The organism is Candidatus Nitrosacidococcus sp. I8 (genome assembly GCF_945836005.1).
Lineage (GTDB): Bacteria > Pseudomonadota > Gammaproteobacteria > Nitrosococcales > Nitrosococcaceae > Nitrosacidococcus.
This window is the reverse complement of the sequence record NZ_OX241534.1, coordinates 84472-104468: the sequence shown is the minus strand read 5'-3', so window position 1 is coordinate 104468 and position 19997 is coordinate 84472. Positions and strand designations below refer to the sequence as shown.

19 protein-coding genes are annotated in these 19997 nt (G+C 38.3%); 2 read left to right on the top strand and 17 right to left on the bottom strand.

Translation table 11 applies throughout. The features are described from left to right. Nucleotides 1-35: 35 nt before the first annotated feature. From OOL07_RS00555 to lptM, 17 genes are all read right to left on the bottom strand, one after another. The gene (locus tag OOL07_RS00555) at nucleotides 36-932 is read right to left on the bottom strand and encodes a peptidylprolyl isomerase (protein WP_264694141.1); all 897 of its coding nucleotides are present in this window, start codon (nucleotides 930-932) and stop codon (nucleotides 36-38) included. Nucleotides 933-1077: 145 nt separating this feature from the next. Next, nucleotides 1078-2499, bottom strand: a complete 1422-nt coding sequence (locus tag OOL07_RS00550) for a hypothetical protein (protein ID WP_264694139.1) — start codon at nucleotides 2497-2499, stop codon at nucleotides 1078-1080. Further along, the gene (locus OOL07_RS00545) at nucleotides 2496-2795 is read right to left on the bottom strand and encodes a hypothetical protein (protein WP_264694137.1); all 300 of its coding nucleotides are present in this window, start codon (nucleotides 2793-2795) and stop codon (nucleotides 2496-2498) included. The genes OOL07_RS00550 and OOL07_RS00545 overlap by 4 nt, the downstream gene beginning before the upstream one ends. A gap of 73 nt (nucleotides 2796-2868) precedes the next feature. Continuing rightward, nucleotides 2869-3297, bottom strand: a complete 429-nt coding sequence (locus OOL07_RS00540; RefSeq protein ID WP_264694135.1) for a hypothetical protein — start codon at nucleotides 3295-3297, stop codon at nucleotides 2869-2871. 301 nt (nucleotides 3298-3598) lie between these two features. After that, the gene (gene gspD, locus OOL07_RS00535; RefSeq protein ID WP_264694132.1) at nucleotides 3599-6253 is read right to left on the bottom strand and encodes a type II secretion system secretin GspD; all 2655 of its coding nucleotides are present in this window, start codon (nucleotides 6251-6253) and stop codon (nucleotides 3599-3601) included. 66 nt (nucleotides 6254-6319) lie between these two features. Further along, on the bottom strand, nucleotides 6320-6856 hold the full coding sequence (locus tag OOL07_RS00530; protein WP_264694130.1) for a hypothetical protein: 537 nt from the start codon (nucleotides 6854-6856) through the stop codon (nucleotides 6320-6322). A gap of 43 nt (nucleotides 6857-6899) precedes the next feature. After that, on the bottom strand, nucleotides 6900-7517 hold the full coding sequence (gene gspM / locus OOL07_RS00525; RefSeq protein ID WP_264694128.1) for a type II secretion system protein GspM: 618 nt from the start codon (nucleotides 7515-7517) through the stop codon (nucleotides 6900-6902). Continuing rightward, nucleotides 7514-8629 (bottom strand): PilN domain-containing protein, encoded by a 1116-nt coding sequence (locus OOL07_RS00520; RefSeq protein WP_264694126.1) that lies wholly within the window; start codon nucleotides 8627-8629, stop codon nucleotides 7514-7516. The genes gspM and OOL07_RS00520 overlap by 4 nt, the downstream gene beginning before the upstream one ends. A 50-nt stretch (nucleotides 8630-8679) precedes the next feature. Beyond that, nucleotides 8680-9609: a type II secretion system minor pseudopilin gene (locus tag OOL07_RS00515; RefSeq protein WP_264694124.1), complete on the bottom strand. Its 930-nt coding sequence runs from the start codon at nucleotides 9607-9609 to the stop codon at nucleotides 8680-8682. After that, entirely contained in the window at nucleotides 9599-10273 is a 675-nt protein-coding gene (locus tag OOL07_RS00510) for a prepilin-type N-terminal cleavage/methylation domain-containing protein (RefSeq protein WP_264694122.1), read from the bottom strand. The genes OOL07_RS00515 and OOL07_RS00510 overlap by 11 nt, the downstream gene beginning before the upstream one ends. Beyond that, nucleotides 10273-12216 carry a hypothetical protein gene (locus OOL07_RS00505; RefSeq protein ID WP_264694120.1) on the bottom strand — a complete coding sequence of 648 codons (1944 nt, stop codon included), beginning with the start codon at nucleotides 12214-12216 and terminating at the stop codon, nucleotides 10273-10275. The genes OOL07_RS00510 and OOL07_RS00505 overlap by 1 nt, the downstream gene beginning before the upstream one ends. 168 nt (nucleotides 12217-12384) lie before the next feature. Continuing rightward, nucleotides 12385-12714, bottom strand: a complete 330-nt coding sequence (locus OOL07_RS00500) for a c-type cytochrome (protein WP_264694118.1) — start codon at nucleotides 12712-12714, stop codon at nucleotides 12385-12387. 195 nt (nucleotides 12715-12909) lie between these two features. Beyond that, entirely contained in the window at nucleotides 12910-13827 is a 918-nt protein-coding gene (gene xerC / locus OOL07_RS00495) for a tyrosine recombinase XerC (protein WP_264694116.1), read from the bottom strand. A gap of 170 nt (nucleotides 13828-13997) precedes the next feature. After that, a complete protein-coding gene (gene dapF, locus OOL07_RS00490; RefSeq protein WP_264694113.1) occupies nucleotides 13998-14840 on the bottom strand; it encodes a diaminopimelate epimerase in 843 nt (280 codons plus the stop codon). Between the two features lie 6 nt (nucleotides 14841-14846). Continuing rightward, the gene (locus tag OOL07_RS00485) at nucleotides 14847-15515 is read right to left on the bottom strand and encodes an O-methyltransferase (protein ID WP_264694110.1); all 669 of its coding nucleotides are present in this window, start codon (nucleotides 15513-15515) and stop codon (nucleotides 14847-14849) included. 23 nt (nucleotides 15516-15538) lie between these two features. Further along, on the bottom strand, nucleotides 15539-16789 hold the full coding sequence (gene lysA, locus OOL07_RS00480; RefSeq protein WP_264694106.1) for a diaminopimelate decarboxylase: 1251 nt from the start codon (nucleotides 16787-16789) through the stop codon (nucleotides 15539-15541). 8 nt (nucleotides 16790-16797) lie between these two features. Next, on the bottom strand, nucleotides 16798-16932 hold the full coding sequence (gene lptM, locus OOL07_RS09240; RefSeq protein WP_413774115.1) for an LPS translocon maturation chaperone LptM: 135 nt from the start codon (nucleotides 16930-16932) through the stop codon (nucleotides 16798-16800). Between the two features lie 123 nt (nucleotides 16933-17055). On the opposite strand from lptM, the gene pilB reads away from it, so the two are divergent. Further along, entirely contained in the window at nucleotides 17056-18762 is a 1707-nt protein-coding gene (gene pilB / locus OOL07_RS00475; protein WP_264694104.1) for a type IV-A pilus assembly ATPase PilB, read from the top strand. A gap of 7 nt (nucleotides 18763-18769) precedes the next feature. After that, nucleotides 18770-19984: a type II secretion system F family protein gene (locus OOL07_RS00470; protein ID WP_264694102.1), complete on the top strand. Its 1215-nt coding sequence runs from the start codon at nucleotides 18770-18772 to the stop codon at nucleotides 19982-19984. Nucleotides 19985-19997 lie beyond the last annotated feature (13 nt).

The following is a 19997-nucleotide window of genomic DNA, read 5'->3' as shown; positions in this document are numbered from 1 at the left end:
TAGTTAGGGAAGTAAAAAATTTATTAGGATTCATCTTAAAAATTACTATCTTTATTTTTTTGTTTCATAGACTGAATAAATTCATTAATTGCTTCATAATTAACTTCTACCTCTTTTGCTTTATTAATTGCTTCAATATGTTGCTGGGTAATTTGTTCAGCATAGTTAGTTTTAATACTCTGAATAAGGCTATCCTTTACCTCATTGAAGGATTGTAATCGAGCAGGTTTGCGACCTTTTAAGGAAACTATATGATAGCCGAATTGAGTTTTAACAACAGGGCTTATATCACCTATTTTTTTTAGAGCAAAAGCAGTTTCCTCAAAAGGTTCGACAGTATCCCCATGTGCAATCCACCCTATATCCCCTTTATTTTCTTTTACGCTAGGGTCTTGGGAATATTCAAGGGCTAAATCAGCAAAAGATTGTTTTTTCTCAAGGGCTTGTTTTTGTATTTTTTCCGCAAGTTGTTTGGCTTCTTCTTCAGCTGCTTCGTTATTTTCTTTAGACTTAATAATAATATGAGCAACGTCTACTTGTGCAGGTAACTGATACTGATCTTTATTAGCTCGGTATTGTTCTTTAGCAAGAGTCTCATAATCTGGATCTTTAGCTAATGCTTGCTGGCGTAATAGGTTTAACCTTGCTTTACCTAGGGCTGTTTCTATTGCAATTTGGATTTGCCTCTGCACTTCAGGATCTTGTTCTAATTTTAAATCTCTCGCTTCTTGAGCTAGTACTCGATATAAGAAAACATGATTAATAATATCATTAACTTGTTTAGCATGCTGTGCAATTTCTTCTCGATATTGGTAAGGATAGCCAGCAAGTGCAGCTCCAAAATCTGCTGGAGTAACCGTGATATTTTTATATTCAATAAAAGGAACGATTTTCTGGTTGTCAACAGCATGTGCATTTGTATAAAAATACAAGCTTATAGTAATTCCTAGGCTATAAAAAAATTTCTTTATTTTCACAACTTAGTTATTAATAGAAATTAAACGGATTATTATACTCTATAAAAAAGGGCAGGGGAAATCCCCTGCCCTTAGTATTACCACTAACCTAATAACCTAATTAAGGTGTTGGTTTCGTTGATGCTGATACTCCGGTAGTGCATATACCATTTGCTATGGTACCATTGACACAGCGCTCATAGGTATGGATAAACTCAGCACCAAAGTTATTCAGTACGCCTGATTGTACTACCCCATTTTGGAACCGCTCTACTGCAAAACCAATGACAGGTAAGCCAAGAAACGTATTGGTTCCTTTCATAGTATGGCTAGGGGTTAAGTCCAGATTAACCCAACCACTGGGCTGAATATTACCACTACTCTGAATGACATTGAGTAGCTGTGATCCTAACACAGAGGTATTACTTTGGCTGTTAAAGCTCAGTACTGTGACTTCATAAGGTAATGCATTGCTTACCCCTTGAACTACAGGGCGTGGGGAAAAACCAATCGTGCTGGTTTGACCAATAGCCACCTGTTCTTCTCTGCCATAAATGGTGGCATTAATAGGCTCTGGAGCGGTACCTTTCCCATTGGCATTAAACACTACCGTATAAGGAGCAACTGCTGCAGTAGGGGCACTACCTGGGTTAGAAACGCCTGCACTGGTACAGAAAGTATTAATATTACCGTTTTGATCTCCATTGATCGTAGTGCCACTAGAGCCAGAGCTGCTTGGATTTTGAAATGGCACGTAATACCATTTGGTAGGTTGGGTAATCACCCAATCGGTCCCCGCATTTAAGCCAGTATCAATGGTATATTGATTCATAATCGCACTGCGCATTAAAGTTGCACTGACTGCATCTACCCCATTGGTAGGGCAGCCATTCATCAACACTGGAGCAGTAGGGGTAGATAAGTATTTTGCAAATTTAAAATTACCCGCCCAAGTATCTGTGGCAACTTGACTAGATTCTCCTGGAGTAAAGACATTGCTGGTAGTAGCTGCACTGGCCAGATTAGGCTCATCGGTACCTAATGGTACATGGTTAGCAGTACCGGTTCCCTGGAAGGTGTGATCAATTGCAACCGCATTGACCCCATAGTTAACCGCATCGGCCACATCAATAATATTGGCCTCTCCCATTAATCCACCCGTGGGCTCGCTCACCCCACTCACGTTACCTATGGTAGACCAATTACCATCTGTCCACGCATTAACTAACGCTTGGCAATTGTTAGGCATCCCTGCACTGTTATGCTTGGCCCAAGTGGCTGGGGTAAATTGTTGCCCTGAGCTTAAACTTGCATTAGTTCCCGTAGCAGCGTCAGAAGTATCGTTGATAACCCCCATCTCTAGAATTTCTACATAACCTTCTGTAGTACGATCTAACCCTTCTCCAGCACCATCAGGGAAATAAACAGAGGAGCTCAGATTAGAAAATTCACTGGGGATAAATTCTACTCCTCCTTGAGGAATTGCTGGCACGGTACAGGAGGTATCAGCGGTAGAGAGCATACCCCCTCCGTTTGGACTCATAGTGGCGCACCGGTCCATATATCTTGAGGAGAGAGGTAGACATCAAAGTCTAAGACTTCCCAGCTATTTTTTCCTTCACGAAAACGAACTTTAACTTCTTTTGTTTGATTGGTGGTATTAACAATGACAATGGAGGTAGTCATAGCACTGCCACTATCAGAAGTCCGTACCGTATAGTACGGAAAATAAAGGGCATCGCCTGATCCATCTGGGTTTAGGTTAACTGCTTGAGCACCTTGCCACGCTCCAACACCTACTGCTAGAGCTAGGGCGGTGGCTAGTTTTGTCTTTTTCATTCTATATTATCTCCTTGTTACAATTTTTTAATGAAGAATAACCATGGTTTTTAATTTTAAAAACCATATATAGTTATTTTGGGATATAATACCACCATTGATCTTGCTCTTTGATCCATTTCTCCTTAATAATTTGCTTATGTTGTCCCGGCACCATTTGACCCACATGACCAGTATAAGTAAATGTTAAATTTAACACTACATTACACAAGGTCTCCTCACAGGAGACTTTGGTGAGTTCAATATTTTCCCAATGTACTGCATTACCAAAACGAGATTTATAAAGATCTAGGGAATGAACTCCTCGATATCCGGGACTAAGATAACTATAAGCTCCTTGCCAATTTTGAGTAATTAAAGCTTGCCAGCGGGCGACTGTTCTCTGTCCTACTTGTTGCTCTACCGGTATTTTAAGAGTACACCCTATGAGGCTAAATAAACCTAAGAGCAAGGTCAACCCTAGTAAGTGAGTCAATATTTGAATAAGGCTTCGATTTAACAAAAGATTACTACTTTTCTAAATAGTATAGGTTAACGATGGTTGCTATAAGTTCTTTTATCTTAAGCGATATTTATAAAAATTCAACAAAATTGAATTATAAATTTTCTTTTTAGAAAATACAATAAATGATTACACTAATTTATTAATTTATTAGAAGTTAATCTATTATCAAACTCATTATATAAAGCAGTAATTAAGATTCACAATAAATTAAAGCTCTTGAATTCATAAAATCAAGGGGTTTAGTACTTAAAATTCCTCATAATGATTAGATATAAACGAGCCCTATTCTAGAATCTAGCTAGTGATAGGTGGTATTTTGATCTAAATCTTCTTGATCATTTAAGCGTGTTGGATCTTCATAAGGCACAGGACCATACCCAATGGGTTCTTGATTGCCTATCACATCTACGTCCCCCATATGCGTTCTTACATTAGTTTGCTCTACAATACGTTCATTGCTTATGACATCTTCGGCATATTTCATTTTCTTCCGCATCTCATTGGTCACTAAGGTAGCATCGGTTTGATTTTCTACTACTCTTGGAGTCATGAGAACTACTAATTCGGTACGCTTTTTACCATTGGTGGTAGAACCAAAGAGATTACCAATAATAGGGATTTTGTACAAGGCAGGTATCCCTGATTTATTAAAGGTATCATTGGTTTGAATTAATCCACCTAAGACAATGGTTTGACCGTCTTGAACGGTCACTACACTTTGAAAAGCTCTTTGCAAGAAGGTTGGGTTATCAATGCCTCCTGACTTAAGGCTAGCGCCCACATCAGTGACCTGTTGATCAATTTCAAGGGTGACTCGCCCACCGGCGTTTACCCTCGGGGTAACTGCAAGCATCACACCTGTGTTTTTATATTGTACTTGAGAAGTGAGTGCACCACCGCCAGCAATACCACCTAGGGCAGCTTGACTAGATAAAATTGGCACCTGAGACCCTACCATAATTTGAGCCGTTTGATTATCTAATACTAACAGCTGGGGTGAAGAAAGTACATTGAGCTTACTTTCTTGAGCTGCCATATTTAATAAAGCATTGACTGAAGCACCGCTAGTGACCGCATAGGTAAATCCACCCGGAACTGCTGCACTAGTCATAGGACTGAGCGGAAATCCTGAGTTACTCACCCCAGTACCACCGAAATTATCATTACCATTACCTTTACCAATCGCATTTTTAAAAAACCATTCAATACCTAAGCTCAGATTTCCTGATAGTTGTACTTCTGCAATGGAAGCCTCGACTAAAACTTGCCGTGGTGGAATATCTACTTGTCTGAGTACAGCTTTAATTTTTTCGTACATAGGTGGTTTTGCGGCAATCAATAAAGCATTATTAGTAATATCTGGTACGATCCGTACTTCAGGCTCCTCTTGTTCTTTTTTATTTTTTCCCTTCAGTGCTGCTCCTAATGCTTTAAGCTTAGTCTTTGAGCCACCTTCATCAGCCCCAGCTGGGTAGGCAATCACCTCTGGGTTTTCCAAGCTATTTATTTGTGTATTAGATTCTAGATGGGTAGTTTTTTTAGTTGCTTTAAATGAAGCCCTGGTGCCACCACCACTCATACCACCGCTACTGCCAAATCCACCGCCACTCATACCCATGCCACCACTACTGCCCATGCCACCACTCATCCCTCCCCCCATACCACCGCTTCTACCCATACCACCTGAGGATAAACTGCTTCTTTGCTGACCAGGGGCAACTCGACCACCCCCTCCTGCAGAACCACTTCCTTCAATACCAAAAGTTTCCTGTAGTAGCATGGCTAGATCTTCGGCCACTCCATTTTGCACTTGATAAAAATAAAAGTGTTCTTGATCTTCTTCTTGCTCACCTAAATCTAGGCGTTTAATCCAAGTTTCTGCCTCTTTTAAGTATTCAGACTGGGATGTAATGACTAAAATCCCATTGAGCTGCTCAAGGGGTACCATCCGAAACATACCTGCCAGTGGGGTATTTGCCTCAGGACCAAATAGGGTTTCTAGTGCTTGAGAAATAGCAGTGGCATCACTTTGTTTTAGGCGATAAAGCCCAACAGACATGCCTTTCAGCCAATTGACATCAAAAATATCGACGGTCTCTTGCCATTGATCTAGCTCTTGATGACTGCCTGCTAAGATAATTAAGCTGCGTACTGGATCAACTCGTATAATGGATCCTTCTGGCACAAATGGAGTCAGAATTTTTTCCATTTCCCCAGCACCAATATATTTTAAAGGAACAATCCGCACCTGATAGCCAATACCTCCCTGTCCAGAGGTCATCTTTAGATGAGGCGTAAGATTACCTGGAATAGCTTGATTAGCTGGAATCACTTTATACATCCCTTGTACACGCACGAGGGCTGCCCCATTCATGCCTAATAGAGATTCTAAGGTAGGAATAAGCATATTTTTTCCTAAGGGGCGACCCGTTTGTACCGTCACCACACCTTGAATTGCAGGGTCAATCACATAGTTTTCTTCTAAAATGTCCCCAAGTAGAGTTTTGACGACCTCTTGAATACTTGTGTTTTCAAAATTAAGTAAAACCGCTCCTTCTACTAGCTGGAATTCTTGTGGTTTTTGAGCTGCTTTTTGGTTAAAAAATTGATTATTACCAGGGTAGCGATCAGCTTTTGTTTTTTTATCTTTATCTTTATCTTCTTTAGCCATTTTAATCTCTCCATTTTTACTCAATCCTTTAGACTGCTCTTGTTTAGATAGATGTTGGAGAGATTTACCTTCTGATAAGGGCGTAGTGGTTGCTACTTGTGTTGTTTCTTTAGATTTTTTTGGATCTACACGGCTTCGTGTGGTTGGAAAGTGAGAGAGATGGCTACTGCAGGCAGTAAAAAAAACTAAAATGCTTACAAGTACCCCATAAAATTGTAAGAAATTCCACTTTTTTGATATTTTTTTAGGTAAAAACAGAAAAACTAATAACTTAGGTGGCATATTATAGATAAGAATTTTAAAGTACTTGGCGTCTGGAATTTTCTAATATAAAGAATAGAATACTGTCTATCGTTTGATGGGTCGAGTAGCTTTTTTAGGGTTAGAGGCAAAAATTCGCACTAAATCTAAAGTTTCAGTACGATTTTTTAGACTAAAAACTACACTATGAGAGAGGATATTCTGAATTTTCCAGTTCTCTAGTTGTTCTCCTTGGGAGAGACGCAGTATCTTTTTCTCCTTATGATCCTCTAACAATGCTACTGCCTTGCCTCCATCCATTGCTATGCCATTTAAAGTAAATCGATCTTTAATAGATGGTTGCTCTATTTGTTTATTATTTTTACTTCTTCTAGCACGTTCTTCAGGGGTAAGATTATCTTCATCTTCCTCCTCTGGATCCAATGGTTTACGATCTGGGTGAAATAAGGGACGTGCAATGATTTCCTGATAATGAGTCAAAGGGGGGAGAGTATTATTCAAAGAATCTTTTTTTAGACTTTGTTCTTTTTCAGATTCTGCCCCTAGCCCAGAAAATGAAGATGATTCTAAGCTTTTATTTGCAGTAACTGGAAATTTTAATTCCCAAAGAATGATTAATATCATTAAAGCACATAGACTAATTAACCCTAAAATAAGAATCTTATACCTAGGGCTTAATTGCCTCACTTGTACCTCTCATATACCCATATAAATCAAAATTTACAGTCAACTCGGTTTTTTCAATAATATTTTTAGGATCAATACGGCTACGCTGGCGAATTTGTCGTCCTGAGATTTGAATATTTTCTATAAAGAGTAAAGGGCGATGAGACTCCAGAGTATAAAATAATTGCCTCAGCATATTTACCCCTCCGCTTAATCGAATCTTGATTCCAATTTTAAAAAAATTTTTATTGTTAATAATCGGTAAATTTTGGGTGCTAGTTAAAATACCACCACTTGATTCTACTGCTGTTTTTACCCATTGGCGGAGTTGCGTAGCAGCTAATGCGTCTGATTGTTGTCCTAGATAAAGATGATTGTGGCTTTGATCTTGATTAAGCTTTTCAAGCTTTGCAGTTAATTCTGGCTCGCGGGCAATAATTCGTCGATAGCGATTTAGTTTCTGGGTAGAAGTTTCAATATTATCCCGATAATACTTATGTTTGTCTAGGATAGGTTGTAGAGTTATTAGGTATAATAAAAATAATACTACAAGTAGTAGCCCGATAGCAGCTACACTATGCCATTTTTTAGGTAAGTTATCTAGAGAAATAGATCTCATGGAGTAGCTTCTAGTAATAAAAGTCGAGCAGTAATGTGAAAACGATCTCTATTTGTTACTTGGTTAGTAGTTACTGGAGATCGAAATTGTACCTGCTCAAAATAAGAAGAATTCTCTAATAAGGTGATTAGAGCAGAAGCTTCCTGTGCTTCTCCTTGAATATCTATTTGATCTTTATTAATAGTAAATTGGGTAATCCAAATACTATCTGGGAATAAACGGGTAAGTTCATAGAGCAAATTTATAATAATAGGTGCTTGCCCTTTTTGGATTGCAAGAAATTCCGAGTTTTCAACTGCTTCATCTACTTGATTACGAATGGTAATTACTCTATTAGCTTGGAGTTGTGCTGCAGTTGTTTCTGCCATAAGTTTAATGACTATTGAGCGCTCTTGCCATAGAGGTAATAATAGTGCAGCAACAATGAGCAGGAAAAACAAGGTCCCTAGAGCAAAGGCAATTTTGCTTTGTAGTGTTAGGGTTTTATGCGCACGAGATTCTAAAGGTAATAAGTTAATTTGCCCTTCATACTGGGCACCTACCACATCTACTCTTTCTGGCTGTAAATCCCATTTTGTTAGTTTAGTGAGCCACTGCGTTAAAATCTTCTTAGGTACAAGGGCGAGATCTACTACAATTTTTTTTGTCCCACTTGTATAGCGATTAATAATTGTGTAATCGTAATATACTTGGTTAGCGTTAAATGGAGTATATCGCTCCATTTCAAAGGCAAGAACTTGGCGAAGATTTTCTTCTGCCGCTAAGGGAAGCTCTATACGCTTAACCAAGGTGTGTTTGGGGAATAATCTAAAGATAAGCTGGTTGTTTTCTCCAAATAATATGCTATCCCAATGTTGAGCACCATCATAAAATCCCACTTCCTCCTGTTGACCTTTTTGATCACGAATAATGCGTAGCCCATCGCCCTGTGGCGTGAGGATAATTTTTGTTTTTTCTTTCCATAGGAATTTTTGTAAGGATTGAGGTATACAATACTTTAGCCCTTCCCACCACCAAGCAAAAAATCGATTTAATCCGGGAGAAGAAGTGAGAAAATTTTTAAAAGAGTTCTGTCCAGTTCGGTTAGACCATTTTAGTGTTAAAAAACCCATTGCACGCAAAATATTTAGTAATTGAAATTTAAGACAGTACCAAATAAAAACTAATCACTTTTCCATTCAAACACGCTAAGATTAGGCATTACGGACCTTGCTCCTACTCCTTGTACTGCAACAGTACCAGATCCCGTGCTATTAACGGAAATAATCGCCTCAGCGATCGCACTGCCACCATTAATAATTTCAACCTCTGATCGTATTTTATAGGTCTGCCCTCCATTTAAACCCTGAAATTCAGCACCCGTGGGAAGAACAGGAGGGCTTTGCCCTTGTAATTTTCTTGTTTCTCGTGCTTGTATATAGGATTCAATTAAATCTGGAGTAGTTCCTGGAATAGCCATTAATACTTCGGGAGGAGCTACACTTGGATTAATGCCTCCTTGTTTAGAAAATATCGTAACAAAGGGAGCTATTTGTTGATATAGTTCAGAGGTCATGCCCAATATTTGTTGTAGCTCGATAATATTTTCAAAAGGTCCATTTTTAGGACCATGAGATAGTCCAGCTGCTATATAATCTTGACTTTCTGCACCTTGAGGTTGGCGAATATTATCCGGATCAGTCCAGTCTTTAATTTTATCTATTAAAGGAAATACCTCTTGGTTTGGTATACCTATAGTAATAAGCAATCCTATAAAAAGATTAACATTGCCTGTATTAATATCAATTAAACCACTTACATCCTGTATTGAGATGGCAACAACGTTATTATCGATTAGCCAAGAATAGATTGTTCCATCGGGGGTAAATTGGCGACCCATAGGGCGTTGTAAATCAAAAGCAGCATAAGCAACTCCTCCTTCAGCTAGAGCTCTGGCTTCTGCTTGCTCTGTTAAGTGGGTAACTAAGTTGGTTTCAACCCGAACTGTATAGGTAAAACTACTGGCAATAACGGCAACTAAAGTAATGACCCATAATACAATTACAAGGGCAATACCACAGTTTTTTGTGTCTTTTGATTTATTAGCGACCAAAACGAATTGCTCCTGCACCCCCTCCCATCGTATTTTGAGGATCAACCTGAATTTTAGCAACAATTTCGGGCCATTCCATATCATTAGTTTCAATTTTCAATTGTACTAATTGTGGGGGCTGAGTGGGATTATCCCAATAACTATACCAATTAGATCCTAAGTTTTGGTTTAGAGCACCAAAGTAAGAAAAACGAATTGTAGAAATATTCTCCAGAAGTATCTCCTGATCTGAATTGTTGATTTGCTGCTCATTAGGACGATAGGGTCGCCAATACATCACAAGTGTTGCTTCACCGTCCTTATATGTTAGCTCATAAGTAATCCAATATAGTCCACCCAAATCTAGCTCCTCTAAAAAAGGAGCGACAAAAGAAATACTTTGCTCAGATCCAGAAAATGCTAACACTCTTCCCCGATTTGGCACCATATAAAAAGGTAAGCTTAAGGAGCGAATTTGGTGGCGAAAGAGATGATTGATGACTCTAAAGCGTTCAGTAGCACTATTTTTGCTTTCCACTCCTTCCCAACTACGAGTAGCTAGCCGCAACCCAGCAAAAAGAATCACTAGAATAATGCCCATTAAGGTAATGGCGATGAGTAATTCTACTAAAGTAAATCCTGATATTTTTTGGCTATGGGAATGACTATTTACCAAAGTAGTCATTAATGTAGACCTTCTGAATTAATTAAACTAGCCACAGTTTGTACTGCAGTAATAGTTGCTGTATGGGTAGCTGCAGTCATGGCAGCTTGATTTATTTCTGCTTGAGCTTTTTCTGCTAAAGCTGCTTGGGTAGCTGCGGTGGTTGCGGCTTGTTTTGCAGCAGCGGTAGCAATTTGTACTGCTTCAACTACAATAGGTTCGAAATTAGGTTGGATAGGCTGATGAATACCTATGCTGGTTAGAGAACTAAGTTGGGTGGCTGCAGTAAATGCAGCTTGAACCGCAGCAAGCTTTGCTGGTTGTTCTGTAGCAGCTACTGCAGTTTGAATCATCGTCTCTATGTCTGGAGTTGGAGCTGGAGTAGTTATTGGAGGGGTAGGTTGATTTACGTTGATAGATGTATTGTTTTGATTACATGGGGCAGGATCGGCGGTAGAAATACAAGATTGAAAGCTATGAGCATACGAACTACTGAAAAAGCTAGTGGTATCGGCATAGCTGCTTTTAAATTGTTGTACGCTAAATCCAGTCACTGGCAAACCATAATATATGGTACCGTCTTTGGCTTTTAATTGCTGATGAAGATCAGTGGCTAAATGAGCTTTAACCCACCCGTTAAAAACTTCCTCTCCCGTAACAATACTTGATTCTAAGTTGGAAGTACTCAATGGTATGTTTGTTTCAGAGTCTTGGCTGTAGCTAAAGATATTGACTGCCCAAGGTAGTACATTTGTCGCTGAAGTAGATATTGAAAATAAAGTAGCCTGCTTTTTCCCTTCTTCTCTATCAAATAGAGTAATTCCTATATTTTCTGGAGCACCTGTTGCCCCAAAGCTACTAGTGAATGGAGCTATTCCAGCATTTGAACTTAAATTATTTAAGGGCGTATAGTACCACTTGGTAGGAAAAGTAAGTATCCATGAAGTTTCTCCGGCTAAACTAGGATCAATAGTGACCTGGTTAAAAACTGTATTGCTCATCAGTATTGCACTGACCGCATTAACTCCTTGCGTAGGGTTGCCTCGAATTATAGCCTCTTGATTAGGATTATTCGTATACCCAGAAAATGATTGACCTACACCGGACCAATTTGTCGTGATTACTTTGTCTTTAATTATCTGGCTGGTAATATCAGCACTAGAGAAATCTGGTCCATAGACTTGTGGTGGAAGATGGTTAACCGCACCTATATTATAGAAAGTATGATCAATAACGATCGGTTTTATGCTATAGCTAGTTCCTTGTGCAACATTTACGATTATTCCAGTGCCTGTGAGTCCTCCTGTGGGACTGGAGACACCTGCTGTATGGTCTGAAATTACACCATCTACCCAAGCACCTTGATTCCAAGCATCTGTTAAAGCTTGGCAGTTATTTGGGATTCCATTTGTATGAGTTGCATCGGTTGCAGGAGTAAAACTTGGATTGTTTTCTGGATTATTAATCACCCCCATCTCTAATATTTCTATGTAACCCTGTGTTAATCGGCTTTGAGGTGTACCCAAACCGCCATCAATTGCTTCTATTTTTCCATTATTATTTTGAGTGAATCCACTAGTTTTGAAGAGGAGTCCTCCTAGAGGAATAGAGGGAATAGTGCAGGATTTATCTGATGTATTTATCAGTACACCGTTATCACTAGAAGTTAATGTTCCTATCCAGTTATCTTTAGGTGAAAGATAGAGATGAAAACTAAGTACCTCCCAGCCATTTTCTCCTTCTCGAAACCGAACTTTAACTTCTTTAACTTGATCGGTAGTATTGGTAAGAGAAATAGATGTATTAAAACTATTGGCAACTGTGTAATAAGGAAATACTAAAGCATCTCCTACATTATCTGGATTTAAATTTATACCCCATAGTCTAGGAGATATACTCCAAAAATTGATAGCAATAAGTATTACACTCTTGACTTGCTTTAGACTTCTTCTTTTAAAGAACATGAAAATCCCTTAATAAATGCATCGAAACAAGCACTAAATTTTAAATACAGGATTAGTTACTAGAGTAATTTAGAGAGGGAATATATAGATTGGTTTAAAAAATACTTATCAAAAAGAAAACGCTGGCGTATTGCCAGCGTTCCCTAAAGGTGAAACTAAAAAATGAAATTAACCGCCAGTGACAAATGCAGCAATATTGGCTATATCATCATCGCTGAGTGCTTTGGCCTTTGCATTCATAATAACACCGGCACCTTTTCCTACTCTTGCTCCAGACTTAAATGCGTGAAGCTGTTCTACAATGAAGCTTGCATCTTTATCTTTGAGTACAGGAAACATCTTTGCATTAACACTTTGTCCTTCACTACCATGGCATGCGGCACAGCCATTTTTTACATAAGCATCTTTTCCAGCACCTGCATCAGCCGCTAAAACTGATGTGGAAGTCAAAGTAAGTGCAGTAACACCGACTAAAGCAAAAAATATATTTCTTAACATTTTTCCTCCTATTAATTCTCAACGTTAGAATCTAGTCTCAACCATTGCGCTAGATTTTAATAATATTTAGTCCAGAATTACCATTCTAGCTTAGAATAGCGAGCTAGCCAAAATTAGTTTTGGCTACGATTAACACTAAGGTAAAGTTTTATTCAAAAAACACGATCTTAACTTTGAAATTGGTCATTCTTAACACTATGGTGTACGTGCTTTTCTTTTTGCTCTAGGATGTGCTTGATCATATACTTTTGCTAAGTGTTGAAAATCTAAGTGGGTATAGATCTGGGTTGTACTAATACTTTCATGACCCAATAATTCTTGTACTGCCCGTAAATCACCGCTGTTCTCTAATAAATGAGTTGCAAATGCATGGCGCAAGCGGTGAGGATGGATAGCTACATTAAATCCTTGCATATGCCCCCATAAATTCAGACGTTTTTGGATTGCCCGTGGAGAGATGCGATATCCCCGCCGGGTAATAAATACAGCTTGCTCACCGCTGCGAATCCAAGCTGATCTTAAACTAAACCAACGGCTTAATACTGCCATTGCTTGACGACCTACGGGTACTTCTCTGGTTTTAGCTCCTTTGCCTACCACTCGAACCATTCCAGAATTTAAATCTAAATTCTCCCTATTTAAATGAGCAAGCTCGGATAAGCGTAGTCCTGATGAGTAAAATAGCTCTAATATTGCCCAGTCACGAATTAATAACTCCTTATTAACCTCCGAGTTGATATTAAAAAGCTGGGCAATTTGATCGGTATCAAGACTATGGGGAAGCTTGCGATCTTCCTTTGGAGGAGTAATACCCTCTATGGGGTTATGATCTACTCCATGTTCTTTTCGCAAATAGATATAAAAACTCCGTGTCGCAGAGAGTAAACGTTGAATACTACGACTGGATAACCCTTCTTTAGAAAGACTAGTAATCAGTGTTCGTACTTTACGAGGATTGAATTGCTTCCAATTTGCTACATCTTCTTGATCACAAAAAGCTATCACTTTTTTTAAATCATGCTGATAGCTTGTCATCGTATGGGGTGATAAATTCCGTTCGTATTTAAGGTGGTGAATAAAATTATCTACCCAAATCTTTTGATGGTTTTCCATAGGAATATAATAATTATATGAGTTTATAATAAACCTATAGCCAGTAATAAAAGTGGTCTATAGGTGGTAGATATACTCTGTTAAATATCTTAATTATGTTAAGAGCTATCGAATAATTTTTTTTCCATCTTTATTACCTCTGGTGAATAAAGAAACACTTTTCATTAAAATTAACGGCTCATATCGAGTGTAATTGAACCTTCAAAAACAACTGTTGAAGGTCCGGTCATAAATAATGGGTTATTTTCTCCCTGCCAAGTAATATGTAAAGATCCTCCGGGTAAATGTACCGCAACTGATTCAGCTAGCCAGCCCTGATTTCTGCCTACCGCTACTGCAGCACAAGCTCCTGTGCCGCAAGCAGGTGTTTCTCCTACCCCTCGCTCATAGACTCTTAAATTGATTTCATGGGAAGATATTTTTTCTACAAAACCTACGTTAACTTGTTGTGGAAACAAGGGATGAGATTCTAATTCTGGTCCCCAAATTGCTACAGGTGCTGTAGTAACATCTGGAACTTGTAATACACAATGGGGGTTACCCATGGATACCGCACCAATATTGATGGATTGATTAGCTACCGTTAATGGGTAGAATAGTGCTTCTGCATCTACCCCAAAGGGAATTTGTTTGGGATCAAAGCGTGGAATACCCATATTAACCGTAACATACTGGTTTTCCTCTCTTTGGAGTTGAATCACTCCTCCCTTAGTAGCCACATGAAGTATATTTTTATTACTTAGCCCATAATGATGGATATAGTGAGCAAAACAACGTGCTCCATTGCCACATTGTTCTGCTTCTCCGCCATCTTGATTAAAAATTCGATAGCCAAAATCAACCTGACTGGAAGGAGGAGATGTAATGAGTAATACTTGATCGCAACCAATTCCTAGTCGACGATCGGCAATACGCTTAATCTGGGAAGAAGTGAGGGATATGGGCTGAGAAATGGTATTAATAACCACAAAATCATTGCCTAACCCCTGCATCTTAGTAAAAGCGATGTTCATTACAATCTAACCTAGCTTGATAGACATTTCTAAGCCCCCTTCAAATGGAAGGGTTTGAGTCGTATATTTGTGGGTTTTAAGATATGTAAAGAAATCAGCATAACCTTTGCGGAAACTTTCAGTATTGTCTGCAATAATGACTGCACCTGGGCGTAAATATGGATCTATAATTTCAAGGGCAGGCTCTACCATAGGTAGCCATATATCCATTAGCACGAAATCCAAATTGTGAGGAAGAGATTTGAGTGTTTGTCGTAAATCTCCTTCTCGTAAATCTATTTGATCGACTAATCCTGCTTCAAAAAAATGTGCACGAGCGGCAGCAGCTTTAATTGATTCATATTCAGTAGCAATCACAGTGCCACCACCATTATCTCGTATTGCCGCAGCAAGATATAGGGTTGAGACTCCATATGAAGTACCTATTTCTACTGCTTTTTGAGCACCAATTGCACGGCATAAGTGGTAGCAGAATTGTGCTTTATCCTGATCAAGTGCTATCAATTTATCTTGCCAAAATGTCCGCCCAGCAATCATATCAGAGGCAGAACCTGCTATAGATTTTGAGCCAGCTATAGCAATATAATTTTGCACCTCTTCGTTTTGTACAGCGCTACGAGTATGTAGTCGCTTAAGTAAGGTACTTAACTTTTCATCCTCTTGAAGACTATTCATTTATTTGTTTTCTATACCTATTGCTATTTTGGTAAAAGGGATTCCCCTTCATAGAGAGAAGAGATTGTCTCTCGCTTTCTTATTAAGTAAGCTTGGTCTTTATCCACCATAATCTCTGCTGCTCTAGGACGTGAGTTGTAGTTAGAACTCATAGTAAATCCATAGGCACCTGCCGATCGCACTGCAAGTAAATCACCCCTTTGGGTATCAAGGTATCGATCTTTTCCTAGAAAATCCCCCGTCTCACATACAGGTCCTACCACATCTGAGCATATAGGATTAGATTCTGGTTTGATCTGTACTGGCACAATATCTTGCCAAGCATTATAAAGAGCAGGACGAATCAGATCATTCATGGCACTATCTACAACAATAAAATTTTTGTCACCTGTTTGTTTTAAATATTCTACCTGAGTTAAAAGAATACCACTATTACCTACAATAGCACGCCCCGGTTCAAGCCAGATTTCTATACTCCGTGTTCCTAATTTTTTAAGAAGTGCGGTCACATATTGCTGAGGGCTAGGAGGAATTTCGTCACGATAAGTAATTCCTAGTCCTCCTCCTAAATCTAAATGATGAATAGGAATTTGTTGTTGTTCTAGCGTCTCTAGCAAAGTAAGTACTCGATCTAAAGCATCAATAAAAGGAGAAAGAGAGGTTAATTGAGATCCAATATGACAATCTATGCCTAATAAATCAATATTAGATAGATTAACTCCATAATTATAAAAATTTATTGCGTTGTTTATTTCGATCCCAAATTTATTTTCATGTAATCCGGTAGAGATATAAGGATGGGTTTGAGCGTCAATATCAGGGTTCACCCGTAAAGAAACAGGTGCTCGGAGATTTAAAGATTGAGCGATACTATTTAATTGAATAAGCTCTGCTTGGGATTCTACATTAAAGCAGGCGATCCCTATCTGTAGAGCTCTTTTCATTTCATCAATACGCTTACCCACACCAGAGAAGACTATTTTTTTAGGATTTCCACCTGCGACCAATACTCGTTCTAATTCCCCTAAAGATACAATATCAAAGCCAGATCCAAGCTGAGCTAAAATATTTAAAACCGCAATATTACTATTTGCTTTGACGGCATAGCAGATTTGGTGGGGATAATTTTGAAAAGCCTGATCAAAAGCTTTCCATTGATTTTCAATTCCGCTACGAGAATAAACATAACAGGGCGTGCCAAAGCGGGTCGCAATTTCCGTTAAGGGGACTTGCTCAGCCCATAAAATATTATGGTGATAATTGAAATAGTGCATAACTTAGTTTAACTCATTATTTTATGGGAGTTTTCTTTTTGCTTCGGTAAATACAAGGGTCCTTTTTGTCCACAAGCATTTATGGACAAGGTAATAAAAAATAATAAAATAATCTTTAATATTTTCCTTTGATACCTATACATATTATTCATTTTAGGCTTCAATCATAAAATTAAAATTTATTATAATTAACTTTATATATTTATAATAATTAATTATTTTTATAGTAAAAAAGATAATTTTTACTATGTGGATATATAAAAACTATGACACCATCAAAAACACAAATTGCCACCTTATCTCATTGCCTTGCAGCTCATAATCTATTAAGTGAATCAGATGCTCTGCTCTATTATAAAAAATCTATACAAGAAAATATCTCTTTTATCTCCTATTTAACTCAGCACAAGCTAGTTGATAGCCTGACTATTGCCCAAATTGCTTCCCAAGAATTTGGAATACCGTTGTTTAGTTTAAATGTTTTAGATATTAGCTATAGCCCTCAAAATCTCATTGAAGAAAAACTAATTCATGAGCATCGAATATTTCCTTTATTTAAACGGGGGAATAAGTTATTTATCGCAATTTCTGATCCTACTAACCAACAGGCACTCAGTAATATTAAATTTTATACTGGAATAAGCATTGAGCCTATCTTAGTAGAGGAAGATAAGCTCTCTTCTGCAATTGATAAAATCAATCAAGGTCATGGAAGAGCACTAGCAGAACTCAGTAGCACTTTGGAAACCGTTGCGAGTACTCAAAATGAAGATGAGGTAGAAGAAAATTTTATTGAGTCAGACGAGGAAGACGCTCCTATAGTTCGTTTTGTAAATCGTCTACTTCTTGATGCCATCAACCGTGGAGCTTCAGATATTCATTTTGAGCCTTATGAAAAAACCTATCGGGTGCGTTATCGGCAAGATGGTATTCTACACGAGGTAGCTACTCCTCCGGTAAATTTATCCCCCCGAATTACTGCTCGAATTAAGGTAATGGCACGATTAGATATTGCAGAGCGGCGGATTCCTCAGGATGGGCGGATGAAAGCAAAAATTTCTGACAAAAAATCCATTGATTTCCGAGTCAGTACTTGCCCTACCTTATTTGGAGAAAAGGCAGTACTTAGAATTTTAGATCCTACTAGTGCCCAAATCGGTATTCACTCTTTAGGTTATGAACCAGAACAGCAAAAGATATTTTTAGATACTATCCATCAATCTTACGGCATGGTATTGGTTACTGGACCCACTGGAAGTGGTAAAACCGTTTCTCTTTACACCGCACTAAATATTCTCAACACGGGGAATATAAATATTTCTACCGCTGAAGATCCTGCGGAAATCAACGTACCAGGGATTAATCAAGTCAATGTGTATCCCAAAGTAGGACTTACTTTTGCCAGTGCTCTTAGATCTTTCCTACGTCAAGATCCTGATGTGATTATGGTAGGTGAGATTCGAGATCTAGAAACTGCAGAGATTGCCATTAAAGCAGCACAAACAGGGCATATGGTGCTCTCTACCCTACATACTAATGATGCCCCTCAAACTCTAACTCGATTAGTTAATATGGGGGTACCTTCTTATAACATCGCCTCTGCTGTCTCCTTAATTATTGCGCAACGGTTAGTGCGTCGTTTATGCACTCATTGTAAAACAAAAGAGCATATCCCTGATCAGGTGCTCCTAGAAGAAGGGTTTACTGAAGGGCAAATCGCAGATAGGCCTATTTTTTATAGAGCAAATGGTTGTGATCATTGTGCTGGAGGATATAAAGGTCGTATTGGTATCTATCAGGTGATGCCTGTCTCTGAAATCATGGGAGAAATAATTATGGGCGGAGGAAATTCAATGGAATTAGCAGGTCAGGCAAAAAAGGAGGGTATTGCAGACTTACGCCAATCTGGATTTAAAAAAATTATTTCTGGAGTAACAAGCTTAGAGGAAGTAAACCGAGTAACTAAAGAGTGATTGTGCCATGGCTGAAGCAAAAAATAGTACTTTTATTTGGGAAGGAAATAATCGTCAGGGTCAAGCAATAAAAGGAGAAATAGAAGGTAAAAATATTAGTTTAATCAAAGCTAACTTACGCCGCCAAGGGGTTACATCTCTTAAAATCAAAAAAAAGCCTGCTCCTCTTTTTAGCTTTTCTAAGAATAAAATTTCTCCAAAAGAAATTGCTCTATTTAGTCGCCAAGTAGCTACTATGATGTCTGCAGGTATTCCTATGATTCAGTCCTTCGATTTAATTGGACGTAGTCATGAAAATGAAGCAATGAAAAGGCTTGCTAAAAACATAAGAGAAGAAGTAGAAGGTGGTAGTACATTTGCCGAAGCATTACAAAAACATCCAAAACATTTCGATAATCTATTTTGTAACTTAGTTCATGCTGGGGAACAATCCGGTACCCTAGAAACTCTACTAGATAAAATTGCAACTTACAAAGAAAGAACAGAATCGGTTAAAGGAAAAATAAAAAAAGCCTTATTTTATCCTCTCGCTATTATGGTGGTTGCTTTTATCATTACTGCAATTTTACTTATTTTTGTGATTCCTAAATTTAAAGATCTATTTACCGGTTTTGGAGCAGATTTACCGGCAATTACTTTATTTGTTATGAATCTCTCTGAATTTTTTAAAGCCTGGTGGTGGGCAATTTTCTCTGGGATAGGAGTCACTATTTATACGCTGATTACCGCAAAAAATCGTTCTAAGAGCGTAGAGTATCTTTTCGATAAGATGATACTTAGAATACCAGTCATTGGATCGGCATTGAATAAAGCCATTATTTCTAGATACGCTCGTACTCTTTCTACCATGTTTGCTGCTGGCGTTCCTCTAGTTGAAGCATTAAAATCTGTGGCAAATGCTTCAGGTAATATGATTTATACTGAAGGAATTTTAAAAATTCGAGATGAAGTATCTACTGGTAGTCGTCTATATATAGCAATGCGTGATAGCGGGCTTTTCCCTGACATGGTTGTGCAGATGGTATCTATTGGTGAAGAGGCAGGATCTATCAGCCAAATGCTTACGAAAATAGCAGATTCTTATGAAGAGGAGGTCAATAATACGGTAGATAGTTTAAGTAGTCTTATGGAGCCTGTGATTATGGCTATACTTGGAGTTATTATTGGTGGTTTAGTCATTGCCATGTATCTTCCTATCTTTAAAATGGGATCGGTCATTTAAATTACTTATTATA

What these genes read in the sequence shown, in the direction of transcription:
- OOL07_RS00505 (WP_264694120.1), bottom strand. Translation starts at nt 12,216, where the DNA reads ATGTTCTTTAAAAGAAGAAGTCTAAAGCAAGTCAAGAGTGTAATACTT.
- pilB (WP_264694104.1), top strand. Translation starts at nt 17,056, where the DNA reads ATGACACCATCAAAAACACAAATTGCCACCTTATCTCATTGCCTTGCA.
- xerC (WP_264694116.1), bottom strand. Translation starts at nt 13,827, where the DNA reads ATGGAAAACCATCAAAAGATTTGGGTAGATAATTTTATTCACCACCTT.
- OOL07_RS00530 (WP_264694130.1), bottom strand. Translation starts at nt 6,856, where the DNA reads ATGATATTAATCATTCTTTGGGAATTAAAATTTCCAGTTACTGCAAAT.
- dapF (WP_264694113.1), bottom strand. Translation starts at nt 14,840, where the DNA reads ATGAACATCGCTTTTACTAAGATGCAGGGGTTAGGCAATGATTTTGTG.
- lptM (WP_413774115.1), bottom strand. Translation starts at nt 16,932, where the DNA reads ATGTATAGGTATCAAAGGAAAATATTAAAGATTATTTTATTATTTTTT.
- gspM (WP_264694128.1), bottom strand. Translation starts at nt 7,517, where the DNA reads ATGAGATCTATTTCTCTAGATAACTTACCTAAAAAATGGCATAGTGTA.
- OOL07_RS00520 (WP_264694126.1), bottom strand. Translation starts at nt 8,629, where the DNA reads ATGGGTTTTTTAACACTAAAATGGTCTAACCGAACTGGACAGAACTCT.
- OOL07_RS00500 (WP_264694118.1), bottom strand. Translation starts at nt 12,714, where the DNA reads ATGTTAAGAAATATATTTTTTGCTTTAGTCGGTGTTACTGCACTTACT.
- OOL07_RS00545 (WP_264694137.1), bottom strand. Translation starts at nt 2,795, where the DNA reads ATGAAAAAGACAAAACTAGCCACCGCCCTAGCTCTAGCAGTAGGTGTT.
- OOL07_RS00510 (WP_264694122.1), bottom strand. Translation starts at nt 10,273, where the DNA reads ATGACTACTTTGGTAAATAGTCATTCCCATAGCCAAAAAATATCAGGA.
- gspD (WP_264694132.1), bottom strand. Translation starts at nt 6,253, where the DNA reads ATGCCACCTAAGTTATTAGTTTTTCTGTTTTTACCTAAAAAAATATCA.
- lysA (WP_264694106.1), bottom strand. Translation starts at nt 16,789, where the DNA reads ATGCACTATTTCAATTATCACCATAATATTTTATGGGCTGAGCAAGTC.
- OOL07_RS00485 (WP_264694110.1), bottom strand. Translation starts at nt 15,515, where the DNA reads ATGAATAGTCTTCAAGAGGATGAAAAGTTAAGTACCTTACTTAAGCGA.
- OOL07_RS00470 (WP_264694102.1), top strand. Translation starts at nt 18,770, where the DNA reads ATGGCTGAAGCAAAAAATAGTACTTTTATTTGGGAAGGAAATAATCGT.
- OOL07_RS00550 (WP_264694139.1), bottom strand. Translation starts at nt 2,499, where the DNA reads ATGAGTCCAAACGGAGGGGGTATGCTCTCTACCGCTGATACCTCCTGT.